Raw genomic sequence first — 17,747 nt, 5'->3', positions numbered from 1 at the left:
TGTAAATGAATTTTTGCGGCTTGAGAAGGGACGGATGGCATGAGTTCTTTTGTACGGGGTACTTTATTTTTAATGTTTGTCATTTTTTTATCTAAACTTTTTGGCTTCTTTTATAGAATGCAATTTATGCGAATTGCTGGTGAAGAGGCAGTCGGCATTTATATGACCGTCTATCCAGCTTTTATTTTCTTCATCTCACTCATTCAACTTGGACTACCTATTGCTGTAGCTAAAATTGTGGCAGAATTACTAGCAAAAAATAAACGCGAAAGCATATTTGGCGTCATGCGTACTGCTATTCTTTGGTCATTTATTGGCATGATCGTTTTTATGCCACTCGTTGCACTTACTATCCCATATATTTCTACGACACTCTTACATAATGAACATACAACTTTCACCTTATGGATTGCACTCTTTGCCGTACCAGTATCAGTAGGATCTGGTTTATTACGCGCTTATTTACAGGGAATCGCTAAAATTACACCGACCGCTTGGTCACAAATGATTGAACAAGTGGTGCGTATTAGCTTTATTACACTAATGCTTCCATATGTGGCTAACTATAATAATGCTGCTGTGACGGCAGCTGCTGCAATGGGTATTACGCTTGCTGCAGAGGTAGTAGCATTCCTCTATTTATGGCTGCACTATATAATTTCAAAAAAGAAACTAATTCCGCGCAAAACAAAAATCGAAGGGTATCCTTCATCGCCAATGCTCCGTATAGCACTACCTTCCGCAGGCAGTAAGCTTTTTGGTTCTTTCACTTGGTTTTTAGAACCAATCATCTTTTTGAAAGCTTTAACAGTGGCAGGCTTAACGGCATCTGCAGCTACCATTCTATACGGTGTCATCTCAGGTGTGTTAGTGCCATTACTGCTATTTCCTGCGTTTGTGTCAACAGCTTTATCGATTGTTCTTATTCCAGCGGTCAGTGATGCCGTCGCTCGTCAGCACACTTCTTTGCTACAGGAGCGGATTTCGGTTTCCTTACGATTATCTTCTTTAGTGGGCTGTTTTGCCGCTACATATTTCTTTGTACATGGTGATGAATTGGCTATGAAGCTTTTCCATTTAGAAGAAAATCGTGGTTACGTAAAAATTTTAGCCCCCATTTTTTATTTTTATTATATTCAAAGCCCTTTACACTCCATCCTTCAGGCGATTGGCGAAGCTCGGGCTGCGATGATGAACTCTATCTATGGTGGCCTAGGAAAATTATTTGTTATGTTTGTACTTGCCTCTCAGCCCGGTATTCAAGAAAAAGGGGCTGTGGTAGCTATTGGCTTTGGCGTTTTAATGACGTCTTTCTTGCATATAGCAACTGTTAGACAACGGAAAAACTTACGAGCAGGCTTTAGAATGTTTGTCGTACCTTATAGTTGCTTTATTGCCGTTTGTATCGCCCAGTACTTCCTTATGCCATTACTATCACTACCATTTATTTTAAATAGCTGTGTCACATTATTTTTACTATTTACGAGTTTATTATTTACCAATCAATTACGTATAACGGATTTCCGCTATATCCGTAAATTAGCAAAGAAAGTTTAGCTTTCTTTTAATTGGATATACAGTCGCTCGTCTTCCCAAATACAAAAAAACACTGTCTCACTATCTGTAATATTATTTTTAGCTAGTTCATTCTTCAACCATTCCACATCTTTATGCATCGTTAATAAATGTCTTTCTTGAATATCTCCGTCAATAATCAATGGATAAACAAATGGTTTTTCATCTTTTTTGTAAACGGAAAGATTGCCCGAAGGTTCTAAATAGGCAAATGCAACATCGGAGACAGAGGCGATACCACTTTCTCGTAATTGCTGACATAAATCATCTAAATTATAACGGTGTTTCCGCATTTCACTCTCTAAAATCACACCGTCTTTTACTAGTAATGCTGGATCACCGTCAACTAGGTCGCGGATTCCCTTGAATTTCAACGATAAATAAGCACTTAATATTTGTATACAAAGCAAAATAATAATGGGTAGAATAGCATTAAAAAGAGGATTTTTATAATCATCTAATGCAAAGGCAGCCACTTCTGCAATTAAAACAAATACAACTAAATCGATGACAGATAGCTCACCCACTTCTCGTTTACCCATCAATCGAAAGACGATGATAATAAACACATATAAAAAACAGGTTCTAAAAATAATATGGAAATATTCTTCCATTAGCATACACCCCCATACTATCAAGGTGACCTTATTTTTGTTTTTTATACAGAATGATGGTGTCATATTGCTGAAAAATGATTTTATTCAAGGAATAGTCTTTAGTTGTTCGTACAAAATATAAAGAACGACATACTTTAAACTATAAACAGCAAATAAGGTGAGAAAATGATTAGGAAAATTATTGCTTTCGTTGTTGTTTATATCGTTCTGTTCACGTATCCATTCCTTACTTATGGATACGAAGAACAAACTATACCCGTTCTTATGTACCACCATTTAGCGGACAATATAAACAATAATACGGTTATTTCACCCACTAATTTTGATAAACAGATGAGAGCACTTAAGGAAGAAGGGTATCATGCGATTTCGGTCAAAGAATTACACGATTACTTAACAAGCCAAATCAAATTACCTGAAAAGCCTGTATTGATTACTTTTGATGATGGCTATCTCAGCAATTACGAAATGGCTTATCCGATTTTGAAAAAATATGACCTACATGCAGAAATCTTTGTTATTGCAAGCCGAATAGTCGATACAAGTAAGGGTATTGCCTATCCACATGAAATTGCTAAAATGAATTGGGAACAATTAAAAGAAATGCAAGATTATATAACGATCCAAAGCCATACTTGGGACTCGCATTATAAATTACCTTCAAAATATGGCAGACAAAATGGGGCCATTTACGGTCCAAGCTATTTGAATGGACAATTAGAAAGTCAAGAGCAGTACGAAGCAAGGGTCAAAGATGATTTTATTCACTCCAGAAACATAATTAAAGAAAAATTAGGCTATGAGCCCATCGCCATTAGCTATCCATATGGTATTCAATCTGCCGCCACCATTAAATTAGCACAGGAGGCTGGTTTTAAAATGGGCTTTGTCATTCAAAATAAATATGTTAAAAAGGGTGATGGATTATTTGCACTGAGTAGAATCATTGTAAATGGCAATGATTCAGGTGCCGACTTAATTCACAAAATAAATACACTGAAATAAGAAGCAGTAGGAAGTTATCCATTCTGCTTCAACATCATAAGAAAAGGCTTACAATATAGCTATTGCCTATTGTAAGCCTTTTTCCTTTTAATGATTACATGTCCTTCTCAACTCGGCCGATTGCTTGTCGGTCAAATTTCACACGTACATTATCAGCGATCTTTAATGTTACTGAAGTGTCCTCAATTGCATCAATGACACCATGCATGCCACCGATTGTAATGACTTTATCTCCACGTTGCAAACTACCTTGCATATTTTGTGTTTCCTGCTGTCTTTTTTTAGCTGGACGGATTAAGATAAACCACATAGCAACGAACATTAATAATATTGGTGCTAAGCCTAATAATTGATCCATAATACTTCTTGCCCCCTTTCCAAATCTCACTTTTTTAGTATAGACTATTCCACCATTAAAAAGCGATGGACAAGCCCAAAAATTTTCTCATTTACTAATATTTTTTCTATGATTGACAATATTTTGCTAGAAATATTCACTTTTTACAAAGTTTTGAATGATATTGCCATACTATGGCTATTCATTTAGGACATTAGAGGATTTCTAATGCCCTTTTTTATGAAAAACTCGTCCACTTTATTATCCTTACAAAAGTAATTGGTTAAAAGTTTTTCGCATCTGGTCCATTAAAGCCATATTTCTCGAAAAACTCTTCTCGGAAATCACCAAGACGATCTTGACGAATTGCCTCACGTACTTGTTCCATTAGCTTTAATAGGAAATGTAAATTATGATAAGACGTTAAACGAATACCGAATGTCTCTTCTGTGCGAATCAAGTGACGAATATAAGCACGTGAATAGTTTTTACATGTATAGCAATCACAGTTCGGATCAATTGGCCCAAAATCACGAGCATATTTTGCATTCTTAACGACTAAACGACCTTCTGATGTCATCAGTGTACCATTACGCGCAATACGTGTTGGCAGAACACAGTCAAACATATCAACACCACGAATGGCACCATCGATTAATGAATCTGGTGAACCCACTCCCATTAAATATCGAGGTTTATTTGCTGGCATTAACGGTGTTGTGAACTCAAGAACACGGTTCATAATATCTTTCGGTTCTCCAACAGATAATCCGCCTATAGCGTAGCCTGGGAAATCTAACTCGACTAATGCTTCTGCAGAACGACGGCGTAGATCCTCGTATTCACCGCCTTGAATAATTCCGAATAACCCTTGTTCTTCCGGACGATTATGAGCTTCTTTGCATCTTTTTGCCCAACGTGTTGTACGATCTACTGATTGCAGCATATATTCATGTGTTGCAGGATACGGTGGACATTCATCGAAGGCCATCATGATATCCGAGCCTAAGTCATTTTGAATTTCCATCGCTTTTTCTGGACTTAGGAATAATTTATCCCCATTAAGATGATTACGGAAATGAACGCCTTCCTCTTCAATTTTACGGAACTGACTTAGCGAGAATACTTGGAAACCGCCTGAATCTGTTAAAATTGGTCGATCCCAGTTCATAAATTTATGCAGTCCGCCTGCTTCCTTGACGATATCATTGCCTGGACGAAGCCATAAATGATACGTGTTAGATAAGATAATACCGGCATTCATTTCTTTTAATTCCTCAGGAGACATTGTTTTTACCGTTGCTTGTGTCCCAACTGGCATAAATGCTGGCGTTTCAAAAGAGCCATGTGGTGTATGCACGATACCAAGACGTGCTCCTGTTTGTTTACATGTATGAAGTAATTCATAGCGAATTGCTGGTTGTGTCATAAAAATAAAAACCCTCTCTGATCTGAAGTAAAAACAGTACTCCGATTATTTCTTTTTTATTCTTTTGGTCGAATAAACATAGCATCACCAAAACTAAAGAAGCGATATTTTTCTTCTACAGCTTGCTGATAGGCACTTAAAATAGTTTCTCTAGTGGCTAGCGTACTCACTAGCATAACAAGTGTTGACTTTGGCAAATGGAAGTTTGTAATTAAACCATCCACCACAGAAAACGTATAGCCTGGATAGATGAAAATAGATGTCCAACCTTGCTCTGGTCGTACCTCACCACCATATTTAGAGCCAATTGTCTCTAATGTACGTGTGGAGGTTGTCCCAACAGCTATTACCTTACCGCCATTACGCTTTACACGATTAATCGTGTCTGCCGCTTCGTCCGTCACACTATAAAATTCGGCATGCATTTCATGGTTTTCAATGGAATCCACACTAACAGGACGGAATGTACCAAGTCCGACATGAAGAGTAATAAAGACAACCTCTACCCCTTTTGCCTTTACTTGTTCTAATAATTCTTCTGTAAAATGTAGACCCGCCGTTGGAGCAGCAGCTGAGCCACGTTCTTTCGCATAGACCGTTTGATAGCGATCTTTGTCTTCTAATTTTTCTCGAATATAAGGCGGTAATGGCATTTCACCAAGCTGCTCTAATATTTCATAAAAGATTCCATCGTAATGAAATTCAAATGTTCGTCCACCATGGTCAAGCTCACCTGTACAAGTAGCTGTTAGCAACCCATCTCCAAATGTGATAACTGTCCCTACTTTTACGCGTTTTGCTGGTTTTACAAGGGTTTCCCACTCGTCTGAACCTGCCAATTGCTTCAGTAATAATACCTCAATATGGGCGCCTGTCTCCTCTTTTACACCCATTAAGCGAGCCGGTAAGACCCTTGTATCATTTAACACAAGACAATCTCCCGCACGTAGCTCATCTAAGACATGTGCAAAATGGTGATGCTCAACTTCAATTGAGCCAGGTGTCACAACCATTAATCGACTAGCTGTACGATCTACTAATGGTGTTTGGGCAATAAGCTCCTCTGGTAATTCAAAATCAAAATCTTCTACACGCATGAAAAAAACTTCCTTCTTTATGTTTGTTGGGGATACTCATATCCAAAATGTTCGTAGGCTAAATGTGTCGCCACTCTTCCTCGTGGTGTGCGTTGAATAAGCCCAATTTGCATGAGATAGGGTTCATATACATCTTCTATCGTCACCCGTTCCTCACCAATTGATGCCGCAAGCGTATCTAAGCCTACAGGACCTCCTCGAAAGCGCTCAATCATGTTCGTGACAAGTTTATGGTCAATATGATCAAGCCCTCTTGGATCCACTTGTAACAGCTCTAAAGCTTGCTTTGCAAGACCCTCCGTTATCATACCATCTCCAAGCACCTGTGCATAATCACGTACTCGTTTCAATAGGCGATTGGCAATTCGAGGTGTACCACGAGAACGTCTCGCCATCTCCATTGCTGCTATTTGCTCAATTTCTACCTCAAATAAATGGGCACTGCGAGCAACAATTTCAGCAAGAGAAATATCATCATAGTACTCTAAGCGTAATAATACACCAAAGCGATCTCTCAGAGGGGCTGATAAGGCGCCAGCTCTTGTGGTAGCACCTACAAGGGTAAAGGGAGGTAAGTCAAGTCGTACAGAACGTGCTTCAGGACCTTTTCCCACCACAATATCTAAACAGAAGTCCTCCATTGCTGGATATAACACTTCTTCAATGGCACGAGGTAGTCGATGAATCTCATCAATAAATAAAACATCGCCAGGCTCTAGTGAGCTTAAAATCGCAGCTAAATCTCCTGGACGTTCAATTGCAGGACCACTTGTCATGCGCACATTGACACTCATCTCATTTGCTATAACAGCAGCCAATGTCGTTTTACCAAGCCCTGGTGGTCCATATAACAACACATGATCTAAACTTTCCTGCCGAAGTTTTGCTGCCTCAATGAAAATTTGTAAATTTTCCTTTACTTTATGCTGCCCTATGTATTGGGCTAACCTTTGTGGGCGTAAAGATAATTCAAACTGTTCATCATAGCCACTTGCCTCACTAGCCATCATACGTTCAGACATGCCTCTTCCCTCCTTTCCTTATTTTAATTTTAATAATAGTTGTAACGCTTGTTTCATAAAGGCATCTGTCGTTTCAAGCTTGTCATTATCCTCAAGCTGCGGGCGAATTTTTTCGAGCTCCTTTTCAGAATAACCAAGTGCCATTAAAGCAAGTATCGCTTCTTCTAATTCGTGTTTATAAGCATTAACGCCAAACAATGGCAGTTCATCTTCTGTACTCGGCAGTTCAATTGTCTCTAATAAAGAGCCTAGCTTCCCTTTTAAATCTAATATCATCTGACGCGCGGTTTTTTTACCTACTCCAGGGAACTTCACTAAAAACGCTTCATCTTCCCGTTCAATCGCACTGATAACCTGCTGTGGGTTGCCAGTCGCTAAAATAGCTAGTGCCCCCTTTGGACCTATTCCAGATACTAAAATTAACTTACGAAACAGCTCACGTTGATCTAGATTCGGGAAACCGTAAAGCATTTGTGCGTCCTCTCGTACATGTAAATGAACATAAATTTGTTGTTCAAGCGCTGATGTTCGAAATGCAAACGGATTGGGTGTATTCAATTGCCAGCCAATCCCCTGTTGTTCTAGCACAATATATTCTGGTGTAATACGAGTAATTAGTCCTTTTAAATAATCATACATCTATATTCCCTCACAATCATCGTCTTCGATTATAGCATATAGCGAACGAATGCTCGACAGAAAGTAGTATCCAAAACGCTGTTCAAGACAAAAATGACCGCCAAATGACGGTCATTTCTTCACAAATCTATCAATATCGTACCACAGTTTTGGCCAATAGGTGAGGGCTCGTTTAGTAAATGGTACTAAATAATCTAAAAATACTAGTTGCTGATCAAGTGGCAAATCCACAGCAAAAAGCCATTCTCGCAACAGTTCATTCGGATATTTTAAACGATGAAGCTTTCTTTTATCAAGTCGTTTCAGCTCTGGTAACTCCGCAAAGACTTTAGCTAAATCATAATCGACTGCAGGTAGTACCCGATGCAACCATAAAATATATTCGTCATCGGCTTCTCCAAGATGCGCCAAATCAAAATCAATTAAACGCAATTGTCCGTCCGTGCACCATAAAAAATTATGATGTACAACATCCCCGTGCAATAGTGTAATTTCTTTTTCAGCTACATCCTCTAGGGCAATTAACTGCAGCGATTTATCACTATAATGCAAAATTTGGTCGATTTCTTCTTTCGTTAAGAAAGCCCGAAACTCATTTCTTCTGCTTTTAAAACGCATATGACGCATTTGCCATTTTAAAAGTTGTGAATAGGTATGCAAGCCAGGCAAGCGTTGCCAAGCGATTTTTTTATATGTGTCATGTAAAGCTATTAGTAGTTGAAGAGATTCCTTCCGATCCTTTTTATGAGCAAAATTGGCACCATGGCTTCCTTCTTGCCATTCTTGCACTATGAGCTGCTCATCATCACTCCGGACTAATGGTAGGATAAAGTTAGGTTCAATTCGACCTAGCTGGCGATGAATTGTTCTTACCTTCTCTGCAATCTCTAGTTGTTTTGCTCGTTTGACAAAATAAGTATTCGATCGATATCTATATTTCCAAATATTTGATTTTACCTCTTCGACAATATACGCTTTTTCACCATCGATAAGGCGTCATCCCGCCTGGGAAATAATGCGGTGACATCCAAGGTCCTACTGATGACGGGCACGGCGGTGGACAATGCGTTGGGCATGGTGGTGGTGGACAATGACATGGATCCATTTGCCATGCAGGCATTGGCATCGGCATCGGTTGTGATTGACAGCCACAAGGTTGTGCATCACAGCCACATGATTTGCCCATGCTCATTTCAGGCATCATATTAAATTGTGGCTGCATTTGTTGATTAGGCGTGTGGAAAAATGGTGATGTGGACTCCAAGAAGTCTTCCATCCCGCCCACTTTATTTTCTGGCATCTCAAAGGACATCGGCTGCTGCGGCATCATATACTGCTCGGCCTGTGGCTGCATTGGCATTGGCCACCACATTTGATGATGATAAATTGGTTGATGGCAGCTTGAGCAATGTGGTACAGCAGGCATATGTGGCATGATATGCATTGGCGGTGGTGCTGGTTGTGGCATTGGATGTGGCATTGGCTTCGCTACAGGTGGTGGTGGCGGTGGTGGCGCTGGTTGTATTTGTACTGGTGGTGGTGTTGTGACTGTTTGCTCTATTTGTGGCATGACTAATTGTTGGTGCCAATTCATTTCTACAGGCTGTGGAACCCACATCGGTTGTTGTGGCATCTGCATTGGCATAGGCATTGGTATAGGTATTGGAATCATTTGTGGCTCTGGCATTGGCATTGGAGCTGGCGGTACAATTGGTGGTGGTGGAGGCATTGGCCTCTGTACCTCTTTTTTCGGAACTTCCTTAGGTGTCTCCTTATGCATTTGTGATTCCTTTTTTGGCATTTCTTTATGTGACTCTCTATGTGGCTCTTTGTTTATTTTTTCAGGCAAAATAATTTCCATGCCCGGGACAATATAATCTGGGTTGGCAAGATGGACATTGAGCCGCTTCAAATCTTCAAACGAAATGCCGTACTCTTTCGCAATCTTCCACAATGTGTCTCCCTTTTGAACAATATGAATACGCAATTTTTTCCTCCCTTCCTCTCTACGTATCATATGTTCAATGTTCCATTTGGATACAAAAATTTCAACAAGTTAGAAATGCTTCATGGTACACTAACCTATAGGGAATACTGTTTCCATTATTACGGGCAGAGGTGATCTCTTATGAAAAAAATGTTAGGCGAGGAACGCCGACTGCAGCTATTAGCGCAATTACAAAAAAGTAAAGCACCTATAACAGGGACAGACTTAGCTAAATTCGCCAATGTTTCTAGGCAAGTTATTGTCAATGATATGACTTTATTGAAGGCGAGAAACGAACCTATTATCGCTACGAGTCAGGGTTATCTTTATATGCATCAGGAGCAATTACAGCAAACTGTTGAACGCACATTACCATGCATACACACATCTGAGCAAACAGAAGATGAGCTAATGACGATTGTAGATTGTGGGGGAACCGTCAAAAATGTTATGGTTGAACATCCTATTTATGGCGAACTAACGGCCTCTATCATGGTGTCAAACCGTCATGAGGTAAAACAATTTATTGAACGAGTTAATGCCACTCAGGCTAATTATTTATCTGCACTAACAGGAGGCATTCATCTTCATGTCATTACAGCCCCCTCTGTGGAAGTATTAACATTAATTGAACAAGCCTTACACAAAAAGGGCTATTTGGTGACAGACCAATAAAAAAAGCACAGTATCTTCTCATACTGTGCTTTATTATTTCATTCGATGATGACTCGTTACACTCCCCCAATCTATTAGGAGAGAAATCGTTGTCTTTGTGAGGGGGTAGGTAAAAGGCATTCCTTTTTGGTGCCAAATAAACGATAGCGGTGCTTCGCAAACCGTCTATATAACAAATTGCGAATAATTGGGGGTACCAGAATGAACAGATAATAGCAAGGCCAAACCTTCTCCAAATTTTTGGCTATTTTTAAAGCTGCCGTCGACTCAACATATACTTTCCCATCTTCAATGAGGATCACACTATCTATTTTTTCGGATATATTAAACTGTCGGAGTAATGCTTGACCGACATCACTTTGTAATGACGCAAATTGAAAATAACCTGCTTGATCATGTTTGATAATAAATTGAACGGTGCTATCACAAAAGTTACAGATACCATCAAATAAAATGATCCCACGCATTATATTTCCCCCTTAGAGCTATTATGCTTCGTCAGATGTAAGATACGTAAAGTATGTACCTAATGACTTTACTTTGCAACCTAGTGCAGCAAGTTCTTCCATTGCACCGCGCATCATTGGTACTTTTTCATCCGCTAGCACATCTATCATGAAGAAATAATCACCTAGTCCTGTCTTTAATGGACGCGATTCGATTTTACTTAAATTCAGTTGACGCCATGCAAAGACAGAAAGCACTTGATGTAATGCCCCTGAACGGTCAGTTGGCAATGTAATCATTAAAGTTGTTTTCGCTTGCCCCTCGGATAATTCTTGTGGCAAACGTTGATTTTTCTTAGACAGAACAAAGAAACGAGTATGGTTAAAATGGAAATCATGGATATCGGACTCTACTATTTCAAGGCCATATTTTTCTGCGGCAGCTGCATTTCCAACCGCTGCTATACATTGCTCTGGGTTTTCGGATACATATTTAGCGGCAGCTGCTGTTGAAGTTGTTTGTTGAAGGGGCACATGACTGAAACGATAAAATAAATATTTATGGCATTGCGCTAGAGCATGTGGATGGGAATAGACCCCTTCGATAGACTGCCAATTATCCATTTGCGCTTTATTGACCATTAAATGCTGCTGTATTTTCAGTAATAATTCACCTGTTACATATAGTGATGCTTCATGGAATAAGTAATCAAGTGTAAGCGTAACTGAACCTTCTAAGGCATTTTCTAATGGTACAACGGCTAAATCTACCTTTCCCTCTGCTACTGCCTCAATACATTCAGGAATCGTTGCACAAGGTACAAGCCACTCATTTGGAAAAGTAGCCTTTGTTGCTAAGTATGTAAATGATGCTTCCGGTCCTAAATATGCGATTCGATTTTCCCATTGTTGCTTTGTCATTGCAAAAACCTCCTTTATGGAATAAGGAGCAGTCCCTAGCGATTGATGTATCACTGAGGGACAGCTCCTTATTTGAGCTTTGGTATCGTATTATTACTCCAGTGCTTCAAGAGCATATGGATTATTAAACACGATAATTGTCATTTTTGTCAAAAATTAAAGGATCGAACACCTTACTATGATTATAAAGCACCAGAACTAATGACTTCCGCTGACTCAACAAAATCTAACCGTTTTAATTGCTGAATTAGGTCATCAAGATCACATGTCATACTTGTTACATCTAGTGATAATGTAACATTGGCACGCCCCTGAATAGGGATTGTTTGATGAATCGTCAATACGTTACAATGTGTAATTGTCACAGTTTCTAGAAGCTTAGCAAGTGTTCCTTTTCTATCTTGAAGCTGTAAAAAGACTGTTAAAATGCGTTCCTGCACGATTGAATGAAAAGGAAAAACCGCATCACGATATTTGTAAAACGCACTTCGCGATAAATCCACCTGCTTTACCGCATCCCATATGGAAGATACTGAACCACTTGATAATAAGTGTTTCGCCTCCAAAGTTTTTTGCATTGCATCCGTTAAAACATCCTCACGAACTAAATAATATCGCTGATTCGCAACATTCTTCATACGCTTCCCCCTAAAACTCATGTCTTAATCGACAAATTCAAATTCAAACTCTTGTAGGCGAACTGTATCGCCATCCTGTGCTCCACGTTCACGTAGAGCCTCGTCCACACCCATTGCACGCAATTGACGAGCAAAACGACGTATACCATCTTCTCGGCTAAAGTCCGTCATTTTAAATAAGCGCTCAATAGCATAGCCACTAATAATAAATGTACCGTCATCGTCACGAGTGATTTCGAAATCTTCACCTTTTGCCTCATGCTTGTACATAACCGTTGCGTCTGATTGTTCCTCTACTTCATCATACAGTGGGAATTCAGGCGTTACTTCTAATAGATCCGCAATAGCAAACAACAGCTCTTTTAACCCTTGACGTGAAACAGCAGAAATTGGGAAAATTTGAACGTCTTCTCCTACCTTTTGGCGGAATGCTGTTAAGTTTTCCTCTGCATCAGGCATATCCATTTTATTGGCCACAATAATTTGTGGACGCTCTGTTAAACGAAGATTATATTGTTTTAGCTCATCATTAATTGTTAAATAATCTTCATAAGGATCGCGACCTTCCATTCCTGACATATCAATCACATGGACGATAACGCGTGTACGTTCAATATGTCGTAAAAATTGGTGGCCTAATCCTACCCCTTCATGAGCTCCTTCAATTAGCCCTGGTAAATCTGCCATTGCAAAGCTTCGGTGATCATCCGTTTCAATCATGCCTAAATTCGGTACAATTGTCGTGAAATGATAAGCACCAATTTTTGGCTTAGCAGCAGAAACAACCGATAAAAGTGTTGATTTACCAACACTTGGGAAACCAACTAACCCTACATCTGCTAAAACTTTTAACTCTAATATAACATTTAATTCTTGTCCTGGCTCACCTTTTTCAGAAAGTTCTGGCGCTGGGTTGGCAGGTGTAGCAAAGCGAGAATTCCCACGTCCACCACGTCCTGCTTTCGCAATAACGGCTCTTTGCCCATGCTCGACTAAGTCAGCAATAACGGCATTTGTTTCTTCATTCATAACCACTGTACCTGGTGGAACTTTAACAATTAAATCTTCCGCATTTTTACCGTGCATGCCTTTACTCATACCATGCTCGCCACGCGGTGCTTTAAAATGGCGTTTATAGCGGAAATCCATTAACGTACGTAAGCCTTCCTCTACTTCAAATACGACATTACCGCCATGTCCACCATCTCCACCAGCTGGACCACCGTTCGGTACATATTTTTCTCGACGAAAGGCAACCATGCCATCTCCGCCGTCGCCACCTTTAACATAAATCTTTACGTGATCGACAAACATTTAGTTCACTCCCTATTTGCACTCAAGACATATTGCCAGCGTGTATTTGTCTGCTCAATTGTTTGAATGTCGAATTGTTTCAAACCTTTTTCGGTGAATGCATCAGCACTCCATAGCCCATTTAGCGTGAATGTCACGGCAAATGTATGATCGTCAACACGTACATCAAGCGTGAGGATCTGCTCTGTAAATGGATCTAATGTATCATAAACATGCATAACTGTTTTGTTTAAGTAATCTACAATTTCCTGATCAATCTTATTGGTCACGGGCTTTTTTATGTCGCCGTTTATTTTCCAAGCTAAGGAAGGGAAACGCCATCCTGCTGTTTGGAGCCATTCGATTGTTTGTGGTAATTGTAGTCGATTGAGGATAGAAAACACTCTTAACTGTTCTGAAAAATGCTGAATAAGTTCCTTTGATTCATCAACTCTACCTAAATCTAAATTCATGCGAATCAATTGCAATTGATTCACAAAATCATGATTTGCAAAACGTAATACTTCACTAATGGTTAGTGATTGATTGTTCATCCCATTCACTCCAATAAAGTTATCTTTACTAGTATAACAAGTTTTGCTGTATTTTTCCCTTAATTCTTTATTCAATTATGCCCAGGCATAATTGCGTCTGAAATCGCTCTATTTTGGGCCAACGAGAAGTTGGTTAGTCGTTGCTACAGGACATGGCGACCATAGTCAGAATTTCTTTATTTCAGTGGCTTTTGACGCTACTAAACAAATGAAAACCGCCTATATTTCATCACGTACCTGCTGTTGCTACAGGTTTGATTTAAAGCCATCTGTTGAAAGTGGCTGAAATTTAGCCAAAAAAAGGACTGCAATAAATGCAGTCCTCCGCTTTATGATATCTTTTAAAAGATTAAGCTTCTTGTGGTGCTGGGTATACAGATACTTGTTTGCGATCGCGACCTAAACGTTCGAATTTAACAACGCCGTCCACTTTAGCAAATAGTGTATCGTCACCACCACGACCTACGTTTGTACCTGGGTAAATTTTTGTACCGCGTTGACGGTAAAGAATTGAACCACCAGTTACGAATTGGCCATCAGCACGTTTTGCACCAAGTCGTTTAGACTCAGAGTCACGTCCGTTTTTAGTAGAACCTACACCCTTTTTCGATGCGAAAAGTTGAAGGTCTAATGCTAATAATAATTTCATCGAGTTCCACCTCCTACTTGGTTGTAGTTGATTTGGATGTATTGTCCGTAATTCTGCACCATAGAATACACTTGGGCAGTCATTACTTGAACAATTAACTGTAGTTTTGCATCTACTTCAGGCTCTATATCTGATGGTATATCTACCTTAAGATAGCCTCCACCTTCAGCAGCTTGTTCGACTTCTGGCTGGATTTGTAGTAATGCATAAATAGCATTTACCGTACCAATGGCAATGGTAGATGCTCCCGCACATACTAAATCTTTCCCAGATTCATCGTACCCAGCATGTCCTGAAAATTCGAATGCTGACACATGTCTATTTTCATCGTGATGAATCGTAACTTGTATCATTCGCTACACCTCACTATTAAGCGTTGATTGCTTCAACAACTAATTTTGTGTAAGGTTGACGGTGACCTTGTTTACGACGGTAGTTCTTTTTAGCTTTCAATTTGAAAACAACGATTTTTTTCGCACGGCCTTCTTTAACAACTTTCGCTGTTACAGTAGCACCATCTACGAATGGAGCACCAACTTTAACGTTTTCGCCACCTACGAATAAAACTTTATCAAAAGTTACAACCTCGTCAGCTTCTACGCCTAATTTTTCAATGTAGATTTCTTGACCAGCTTCTACTTTGATTTGTTTACCACCAGTTTCAATAATTGCGTACATTTTACTGCACCTCCTCTTAGACTCAGACTCGCCTGTTTATAAAGGTGATCTTATAGCAAGATACTTATACCTTCTCAGAGCGGTTGTAGTAGCACGGGTGCTACAAACAATAACATTAAAATATTACCACATGGCTTTATTTAAGTCAATCTATTCATAACATATTTTTCAAAAGCTATACGATATTTTCGATAACGCCATTCTTTTAAAACTTGAAGCCAAATGAATAAACAAATGATTGCTAAAAAAATAGATTGGGGTAAGAAATTTAAAGTTATCAGAAATAACGTCGTGGCAACCATGAACGACAGCCAATAATACAATTCCACCACTCGAGCTTTTGGATTATATAAAAATAACCACGCTAACAATATCCTGCCACCATCTAATGGTAGGATAGGGATCATATTCACAAATAATAGCACAAGTTGAACGCTTATTAGCTTACCTGCGATTAGTTCGGGCATAAAAAAAGTGAGGCCAATCCCTAAAATAGTAGCGATTGGTCCTCCTAATGCAATCCACAGGAGTGACGATGCTTGCACAACCGCTGGATTTTCAAATTGAATTTCCCCCCCGTAAGGTGCAATAACACATGATTTCACTCTTACGCCGCACAGTAGGGCTGCTAATAAGTGACCTGCTTCATGCCACATTAGCGAGAAAAAAATAATAGCGTAATAAGCAAGTTGTCCACTAAAAATCATGACAAATACGAGAGGAATACAGAGAAGATGTAATTTAATCTTCATGGGTCTCCATCGTTTCCAACCATTGTACAATTTGCTCTAAATCGTAATGAGCATCTCCCTTTTCAATGGAAAGATAAAGTTGCCCAGCTTCTTTCATACCAATCAAATCATTTGCCTGTATGGATGTATAAGGTAGCTGCGCTAAACTATCTAGCATGCCATAGGAGACAGTTGTACCATCATCATAGCTAATGGTCATGGTCTTACCAGTATATTTTGTATGGCCCGTGAACACGACTAAACCGTTCTGTCCAGCATAAACTGGTAAGCCAACATCATACTGCAATAAATATCCCTCTTTAAAAACCTGGGCATTAGCAAAAGTTAAAAGGTCTGCTTGCCCCACATCACTAGAAACTGTAATGGTCTCATTTTCTTTATCAAACCAACTTTGCCCCAGCTCACTTAAGTACGTTAAATCTGCCGAAGTTGTGACCATCTTTCGAACAGGCGTATCAACTACACCCTGATCTTCTAAACGAATTACAAGCATAGTTGCTGCCACAAGTAGTATTGTGAAAAACCATTTCCATTTTTTAAACAAGCCCTCATCCTTTTTTCCACACTATATGTGATTGCATGTCCAAACATGCACAAAAAAGCCTTCTCGCACAAATGCACGAAAAGGTTTTAAATTATCTTGAAAATAATGATTTAAGTTTTGAAAACATACCTCTTTGCTCATCTTGAATAGCCATTAATGGAACCGACTCACCCAAAATACGACGAGCAATATTTCGATAGCCCAAAGATGCTTTATTAGAAGGGTCCATAACGATTGGTTCTCCTTTATTGGAGGATGAAATAACACCTTCACTATCAACAATAATTCCTAATAGATCAATAGACAAATGAGTTGTAATTTCATTCACATCCAAAGTGTCGCCGCTCTTCATCATATGTTGTCGAATACGGTTGATGATGAGCTTCGGAGCAGTTATGTCTTCCTGTTCTAATAAACCAATAATTCGATCTGCATCTCGAACAGCAGAAATTTCAGGTGTTGTGACAACAATCGCATGATCTGCACCTGCAACGGCATTTCTATAGCCTTGTTCAATACCTGCAGGACAATCTATTAATACATAATCATAGTCTCTTTTTAATTCCTCTATTAAGCTCTTCATTTGCTCAGGGGTAACAGCATTTTTATCTGTCGTTTGAGCAGCAGGTAATAAAAATAGTTTATCATCCACGCGCTTATCTTTAATCAATGCCTGATGTATTTTACAGCGCCCTTCCACTACATCGACTAGATCATAAATAATACGATTTTCTAGGCCCAAAATAACATCTAAATTACGCAGGCCAATATCTGTATCAACTAAACATACTTTTTTACCTTGTAGAGCCAATGCAGTCCCAAGGTTAGCCGATGTCGTTGTTTTTCCGACACCACCTTTACCCGAAGTTATGACGATCGCTTCTCCCAC

The 17,747-nt window shown here is 39.4% G+C and carries 22 protein-coding genes and 1 other annotated feature; of the genes, 3 read left to right on the top strand and 19 right to left on the bottom strand.

Annotation, left to right across the window (positions count from 1 at the left end; all coding sequences use genetic code 11):
- Positions 1–39: 39 nt before the first annotated feature.
- On the top strand, positions 40–1,557 hold the full coding sequence (locus tag C9J29_RS09440) for a putative polysaccharide biosynthesis protein (protein WP_089986682.1): 1,518 nt from the start codon (positions 40–42) through the stop codon (positions 1,555–1,557).
- On the opposite strand, the gene C9J29_RS09435 is transcribed toward C9J29_RS09440, so the two are convergent.
- A complete protein-coding gene (locus tag C9J29_RS09435; RefSeq protein ID WP_043990784.1) occupies positions 1,554–2,189 on the bottom strand; it encodes a DUF421 domain-containing protein in 636 nt (211 codons plus the stop codon). The genes C9J29_RS09440 and C9J29_RS09435 overlap by 4 nt on opposite strands.
- 168 nt (positions 2,190–2,357) lie before the next feature.
- Between C9J29_RS09435 and C9J29_RS09430 the strand changes: the two genes are divergently transcribed.
- Positions 2,358–3,197 (top strand): polysaccharide deacetylase family protein, encoded by an 840-nt coding sequence (locus C9J29_RS09430; RefSeq protein ID WP_089986683.1) that lies wholly within the window; start codon positions 2,358–2,360, stop codon positions 3,195–3,197.
- A 94-nt stretch (positions 3,198–3,291) separates the two neighbouring features.
- Here C9J29_RS09430 and yajC read toward each other — a convergent pair whose 3' ends face one another.
- From yajC to C9J29_RS24935, 7 genes are all read right to left on the bottom strand, one after another.
- Positions 3,292–3,555, bottom strand: a complete 264-nt coding sequence (gene yajC, locus C9J29_RS09425; RefSeq protein WP_008181179.1) for a preprotein translocase subunit YajC — start codon at positions 3,553–3,555, stop codon at positions 3,292–3,294.
- A 262-nt stretch (positions 3,556–3,817) separates the two neighbouring features.
- Positions 3,818–4,963 (bottom strand): tRNA guanosine(34) transglycosylase Tgt, encoded by a 1,146-nt coding sequence (gene tgt, locus C9J29_RS09420; protein ID WP_008181181.1) that lies wholly within the window; start codon positions 4,961–4,963, stop codon positions 3,818–3,820.
- 56 nt (positions 4,964–5,019) lie between these two features.
- The gene (gene queA, locus C9J29_RS09415; RefSeq protein WP_008181183.1) at positions 5,020–6,060 is read right to left on the bottom strand and encodes a tRNA preQ1(34) S-adenosylmethionine ribosyltransferase-isomerase QueA; all 1,041 of its coding nucleotides are present in this window, start codon (positions 6,058–6,060) and stop codon (positions 5,020–5,022) included.
- 17 nt (positions 6,061–6,077) lie between these two features.
- Positions 6,078–7,082 carry a Holliday junction branch migration DNA helicase RuvB gene (gene ruvB, locus C9J29_RS09410; protein ID WP_008181185.1) on the bottom strand — a complete coding sequence of 335 codons (1,005 nt, stop codon included), beginning with the start codon at positions 7,080–7,082 and terminating at the stop codon, positions 6,078–6,080.
- An 18-nt stretch (positions 7,083–7,100) separates the two neighbouring features.
- Positions 7,101–7,721, bottom strand: a complete 621-nt coding sequence (ruvA, locus tag C9J29_RS09405) for a Holliday junction branch migration protein RuvA (protein WP_008181187.1) — start codon at positions 7,719–7,721, stop codon at positions 7,101–7,103.
- Positions 7,722–7,832: 111 nt separating this feature from the next.
- Complete coding sequence (locus C9J29_RS09400; RefSeq protein WP_107922049.1) at positions 7,833–8,666, bottom strand: phosphotransferase; 834 nt, start codon at positions 8,664–8,666, stop codon at positions 7,833–7,835.
- 34 nt (positions 8,667–8,700) lie between these two features.
- On the bottom strand, positions 8,701–9,708 hold the full coding sequence (locus C9J29_RS24935) for a LysM peptidoglycan-binding domain-containing protein (RefSeq protein WP_089986684.1): 1,008 nt from the start codon (positions 9,706–9,708) through the stop codon (positions 8,701–8,703).
- A 141-nt stretch (positions 9,709–9,849) separates the two neighbouring features.
- Between C9J29_RS24935 and C9J29_RS09390 the strand changes: the two genes are divergently transcribed.
- On the top strand, positions 9,850–10,383 hold the full coding sequence (locus tag C9J29_RS09390; RefSeq protein WP_089986686.1) for a transcription repressor NadR: 534 nt from the start codon (positions 9,850–9,852) through the stop codon (positions 10,381–10,383).
- Between the two features lie 74 nt (positions 10,384–10,457).
- Here C9J29_RS09390 and C9J29_RS09385 read toward each other — a convergent pair whose 3' ends face one another.
- From C9J29_RS09385 to minD, 11 genes are all read right to left on the bottom strand, one after another.
- Complete coding sequence (locus C9J29_RS09385; RefSeq protein WP_008181193.1) at positions 10,458–10,850, bottom strand: thiol-disulfide oxidoreductase DCC family protein; 393 nt, start codon at positions 10,848–10,850, stop codon at positions 10,458–10,460.
- A 21-nt stretch (positions 10,851–10,871) separates the two neighbouring features.
- Positions 10,872–11,750 carry a prephenate dehydratase gene (gene pheA, locus C9J29_RS09380; protein ID WP_089986687.1) on the bottom strand — a complete coding sequence of 293 codons (879 nt, stop codon included), beginning with the start codon at positions 11,748–11,750 and terminating at the stop codon, positions 10,872–10,874.
- A 182-nt stretch (positions 11,751–11,932) separates the two neighbouring features.
- Positions 11,933–12,388 (bottom strand): ACT domain-containing protein, encoded by a 456-nt coding sequence (locus tag C9J29_RS09375; protein WP_004226679.1) that lies wholly within the window; start codon positions 12,386–12,388, stop codon positions 11,933–11,935.
- 24 nt (positions 12,389–12,412) lie between these two features.
- Positions 12,413–13,702 (bottom strand): GTPase ObgE, encoded by a 1,290-nt coding sequence (obgE, locus tag C9J29_RS09370; protein ID WP_036119237.1) that lies wholly within the window; start codon positions 13,700–13,702, stop codon positions 12,413–12,415.
- A 5-nt stretch (positions 13,703–13,707) separates the two neighbouring features.
- On the bottom strand, positions 13,708–14,235 hold the full coding sequence (locus tag C9J29_RS09365; protein WP_089986688.1) for a Spo0B domain-containing protein: 528 nt from the start codon (positions 14,233–14,235) through the stop codon (positions 13,708–13,710).
- A 349-nt stretch (positions 14,236–14,584) separates the two neighbouring features.
- The gene (gene rpmA / locus C9J29_RS09360) at positions 14,585–14,884 is read right to left on the bottom strand and encodes a 50S ribosomal protein L27 (RefSeq protein ID WP_004226673.1); all 300 of its coding nucleotides are present in this window, start codon (positions 14,882–14,884) and stop codon (positions 14,585–14,587) included.
- Complete coding sequence (locus C9J29_RS09355) at positions 14,881–15,237, bottom strand: ribosomal-processing cysteine protease Prp (protein WP_107922048.1); 357 nt, start codon at positions 15,235–15,237, stop codon at positions 14,881–14,883. Before C9J29_RS09355 ends, rpmA begins: the two co-directional genes overlap by 4 nt.
- A gap of 16 nt (positions 15,238–15,253) precedes the next feature.
- Entirely contained in the window at positions 15,254–15,562 is a 309-nt protein-coding gene (rplU, locus tag C9J29_RS09350) for a 50S ribosomal protein L21 (RefSeq protein ID WP_025114620.1), read from the bottom strand.
- 14 nt (positions 15,563–15,576) lie between these two features.
- Positions 15,577–15,657: a sequence feature (ribosomal protein L21 leader region), on the bottom strand.
- Between the two features lie 45 nt (positions 15,658–15,702).
- Positions 15,703–16,314 carry a zinc metalloprotease gene (locus tag C9J29_RS09345; RefSeq protein ID WP_008180707.1) on the bottom strand — a complete coding sequence of 204 codons (612 nt, stop codon included), beginning with the start codon at positions 16,312–16,314 and terminating at the stop codon, positions 15,703–15,705.
- Complete coding sequence (locus tag C9J29_RS09340; protein ID WP_008180705.1) at positions 16,304–16,858, bottom strand: M23 family metallopeptidase; 555 nt, start codon at positions 16,856–16,858, stop codon at positions 16,304–16,306. The genes C9J29_RS09345 and C9J29_RS09340 overlap by 11 nt, the downstream gene beginning before the upstream one ends.
- A gap of 91 nt (positions 16,859–16,949) precedes the next feature.
- The gene (gene minD, locus C9J29_RS09335) at positions 16,950–17,747 is read right to left on the bottom strand and encodes a septum site-determining protein MinD (protein WP_008180704.1); all 798 of its coding nucleotides are present in this window, start codon (positions 17,745–17,747) and stop codon (positions 16,950–16,952) included.

This window comes from Lysinibacillus fusiformis (genome assembly GCF_003049525.1).
GTDB classification, from domain to species: domain Bacteria; phylum Bacillota; class Bacilli; order Bacillales_A; family Planococcaceae; genus Lysinibacillus; species Lysinibacillus fusiformis.
This window is presented reverse-complemented; position numbering and strand designations above follow the sequence as displayed.

What these genes read in the sequence shown, in the direction of transcription:
- C9J29_RS09345 (WP_008180707.1), bottom strand. Translation starts at nt 16,314, where the DNA reads ATGAAGATTAAATTACATCTTCTCTGTATTCCTCTCGTATTTGTCATG.
- queA (WP_008181183.1), bottom strand. Translation starts at nt 6,060, where the DNA reads ATGCGTGTAGAAGATTTTGATTTTGAATTACCAGAGGAGCTTATTGCC.
- C9J29_RS09440 (WP_089986682.1), top strand. Translation starts at nt 40, where the DNA reads ATGAGTTCTTTTGTACGGGGTACTTTATTTTTAATGTTTGTCATTTTT.
- rplU (WP_025114620.1), bottom strand. Translation starts at nt 15,562, where the DNA reads ATGTACGCAATTATTGAAACTGGTGGTAAACAAATCAAAGTAGAAGCT.
- pheA (WP_089986687.1), bottom strand. Translation starts at nt 11,750, where the DNA reads ATGACAAAGCAACAATGGGAAAATCGAATCGCATATTTAGGACCGGAA.
- C9J29_RS09435 (WP_043990784.1), bottom strand. Translation starts at nt 2,189, where the DNA reads ATGGAAGAATATTTCCATATTATTTTTAGAACCTGTTTTTTATATGTG.
- C9J29_RS09430 (WP_089986683.1), top strand. Translation starts at nt 2,358, where the DNA reads ATGATTAGGAAAATTATTGCTTTCGTTGTTGTTTATATCGTTCTGTTC.
- C9J29_RS09355 (WP_107922048.1), bottom strand. Translation starts at nt 15,237, where the DNA reads ATGATACAAGTTACGATTCATCACGATGAAAATAGACATGTGTCAGCA.
- C9J29_RS09390 (WP_089986686.1), top strand. Translation starts at nt 9,850, where the DNA reads ATGAAAAAAATGTTAGGCGAGGAACGCCGACTGCAGCTATTAGCGCAA.
- C9J29_RS09365 (WP_089986688.1), bottom strand. Translation starts at nt 14,235, where the DNA reads ATGAACAATCAATCACTAACCATTAGTGAAGTATTACGTTTTGCAAAT.
- C9J29_RS09385 (WP_008181193.1), bottom strand. Translation starts at nt 10,850, where the DNA reads ATGCGTGGGATCATTTTATTTGATGGTATCTGTAACTTTTGTGATAGC.
- ruvB (WP_008181185.1), bottom strand. Translation starts at nt 7,082, where the DNA reads ATGTCTGAACGTATGATGGCTAGTGAGGCAAGTGGCTATGATGAACAG.
- yajC (WP_008181179.1), bottom strand. Translation starts at nt 3,555, where the DNA reads ATGGATCAATTATTAGGCTTAGCACCAATATTATTAATGTTCGTTGCT.
- C9J29_RS09375 (WP_004226679.1), bottom strand. Translation starts at nt 12,388, where the DNA reads ATGAAGAATGTTGCGAATCAGCGATATTATTTAGTTCGTGAGGATGTT.
- ruvA (WP_008181187.1), bottom strand. Translation starts at nt 7,721, where the DNA reads ATGTATGATTATTTAAAAGGACTAATTACTCGTATTACACCAGAATAT.
- obgE (WP_036119237.1), bottom strand. Translation starts at nt 13,702, where the DNA reads ATGTTTGTCGATCACGTAAAGATTTATGTTAAAGGTGGCGACGGCGGA.
- rpmA (WP_004226673.1), bottom strand. Translation starts at nt 14,884, where the DNA reads ATGAAATTATTATTAGCATTAGACCTTCAACTTTTCGCATCGAAAAAG.
- tgt (WP_008181181.1), bottom strand. Translation starts at nt 4,963, where the DNA reads ATGACACAACCAGCAATTCGCTATGAATTACTTCATACATGTAAACAA.